A 2,497-nucleotide genomic window follows, 5' to 3' on the forward strand; every position below is an offset into this window, starting at 1 on the left:
CTCAAATGAAAGATCAACACAACCTAGGATTTGTCGATCGAAACAGTGGCACCATGTCCCCAGGGATCCCGACCGGAGCAAGCAAACCTGGCCCCTGTCGGAGCGCAGTCCCATCTGCCATACTGGAGAAAGATTGTAAATATTTGTTAACGCCATGACTGTCTCTGCTTTGGATCCCGCCAACCCCGCCCGTTTACAGGAGATCGCTCAACGCTTGCGCAGCCCGCGTTCTGCGGACCGGATGGTGGCCTTGGCCCAGTTGCGGGATGTGCCGGCAGAGCAGGCGGTGCCGCTGATTTTGCAGGTCATCGACGATGAGAACCTGCAGGTGCGCTCTTTTGCCGTCTTTGCCCTGGGGATCAAGCAAACGGACGCCTGTCTGCCCAAGTTGCTGGAAATCCTCACCCAAGACCCGGACTACGGCATTCGCGCCGACGCGGCAGGTGCCCTGGGCTACTTGGAAGATCCGCGGGCCTTTGAAGCTTTAGTGCGTGCTTTCTACGAGGATGTAGAATGGCTGGTGCGCTTCAGTGCCGCGGTGGCCTTGGGGAACTTGAAGGATCCGCGGGCTTACGACGTGCTGCTGCGGGCGTTGGAGGGGCCAGAAGAGCTGCTACAACAGGCGGCCATCGCAGCTTTGGGAGAACTGGGGGATCTGCGGGCGTTGGATCGGATTCTGGAGTTTGCCCAATCGGAAGACTGGCTGGTGCGGCAGCGGCTGGCCCAAGCGCTGGGCAATTTGCCTTCCCCCAAGAGCGTTTCTGCTCTCAACTACCTGGCCAGGGATCCCCACGATAGCGTTGCGGCGGCGGCTCTGGATTCGCTGCGGCGCTTGCGGCAAAGGGGCATCTCAGAAACCACCCCTGAGAAGGGATCCGGGCCAGCCAATTCTGAGGAAGGCTAAAGTAAAGATCCCAGCTCAGCTTGTTCCGGGTTCCCCAATCCCCAGAGAGAGGCCTCCTCTGTTTCCGGCTGAGCCTTTCTTTTCCTAGGATCCCTTGTCTCAATGGTTATCAGCCCCCACTCATCGGTTTCACCTGTTGCATCCCCGTCGCGGCCCCGCATTGTGGCGGCCCTTTCTGGGGGTGTGGATAGCTCTACGGTGGCGGCCCTTTTGCAGGAACAGGGCTACGCCGTGGAGGGGGTCACCCTCTGGCTCATGAGGGGGAAGGGGCAGTGCTGTACCGAAGGCTTGGTGGATGCGGCAGCTGTTTGTGAGCAGCTGGGGATCCCGCACCATGTGGTGGATAGCCGCGAGCTGTTTCAGGCCAACATTGTGGACTATCTGGTGGCCGGCTATGCGGAGGGCATTACCCCTCTACCCTGCTCCCAATGCAACAAAACGGTGAAGTTCGGCCCCCTGCTGGCCTATGCCCGCGAAAAGCTGGGCATCTCCCAGATTGCCACTGGCCACTACGCACGGGTGCGCTTGGACACCGAATCGGGGCGCTATCAACTGCTGCGGGCGGTGGATCGGCAAAAGGATCAGTCCTATTTCCTCTACGACCTCAGCCAAGACCATCTGGCCAGCAGCCGCTTTCCCCTGGGGGAATACACCAAAGCCCAAACCCGCCAGTTGGCCGCCCGCTATGGGCTGGTTACAGCCGATAAGCCCGAAAGCCAGGATCTGTGCTTGATTGAAACCTATGGCTCGATGCGGAGCTTTTTGGATCAGTACCTTGGGCAAAGGCCAGGGGAAATCGTCGATACCCAGGGGCGAGTGCTGGGATCCCATGAGGGCATCCACCACTACACGGTGGGCCAGCGCAAGGGGTTGGGGATTGCCTCTTCCCGTCCGCTTTACGTGGTGCGCATCGATGCCGCCATGAACCGCGTGGTCGTGGGGGAACGGGAGGAAGCCACCCAAGCTGAAGCATGGGTAAGACAAGTGAACTGGGTCTCGATCCCCGCGCCGACAGAACCCTTGGCCGTCGAGGTTCAGGTGCGCTACCGTACCCCCCCAGTGCCCGCCATGGTGATCCCGGAATCGCCAGAGCGGGTAAAGCTGCAGTTTGCCGAGCCGCAGTTTGGGGTCACTCCTGGCCAAGCCGCCGTCTGGTACCACGGGGATCTCCTGCTGGGGGGAGGGATCCTGGAGCGCCCTTCTCCCTAGGCCAACTGCAACTTCCCTCTCGCCAGGGGGGAAGGATTGGGGGTGAGGGCAAGCCAAACTACGCTGCTTGCGCTTGCAGCTGCTGCAGGGATCGGAACAGGAGCACCGTGTAGACATTGAAGATAGGCGTGACTGCCGTGAAAGCGGTAAACCCGACCACAACTGCTAAGAGAGCTACCACAGGCGCCCAAACCAGAAGCGCAAGTCCTATGATGTCGGTATTACCCCCAGTTACAACTGCAGCTAGGGTAGCTCCCAAGATCGCCACAACAAAAGGCAAAAGCAGGATTGAGATGCCGAAGATCAAAACCACGACCAGGAATGCCCAAAACACCCCCCACCAACGGCCCCTGACCAGGTTCCAACTGTAGCCCAACCCTTCTG

Annotated in this window: 2 protein-coding genes and 1 pseudogene; 2 read left to right on the forward strand and 1 reads right to left on the reverse strand. The window is 60.0% G+C overall.

Annotated elements, in window-relative coordinates; genetic code table 11:
* The first annotated feature begins 154 nt into the window (after positions 1-154).
* Together NW818_RS08895 and mnmA are read left to right on the forward strand one after the other, a co-directional pair.
* Complete coding sequence (locus NW818_RS08895) at positions 155-904, forward strand: HEAT repeat domain-containing protein (RefSeq protein WP_414424345.1); 750 nt, start codon at positions 155-157, stop codon at positions 902-904.
* 102 nt (positions 905-1,006) lie between these two features.
* A complete protein-coding gene (gene mnmA / locus NW818_RS08900; protein WP_414424346.1) occupies positions 1,007-2,113 on the forward strand; it encodes a tRNA 2-thiouridine(34) synthase MnmA in 1,107 nt (368 codons plus the stop codon).
* Between the two features lie 58 nt (positions 2,114-2,171).
* Here mnmA and NW818_RS08905 read toward each other — a convergent pair.
* Positions 2,172-2,497 (reverse strand): annotated as a pseudogene (locus NW818_RS08905) (hypothetical protein); the annotation flags it as partial.

The organism is Synechococcus sp. R6-5 (genome assembly GCF_047461775.1).
Lineage (GTDB): Bacteria > Cyanobacteriota > Cyanobacteriia > Thermostichales > Thermostichaceae > Thermostichus.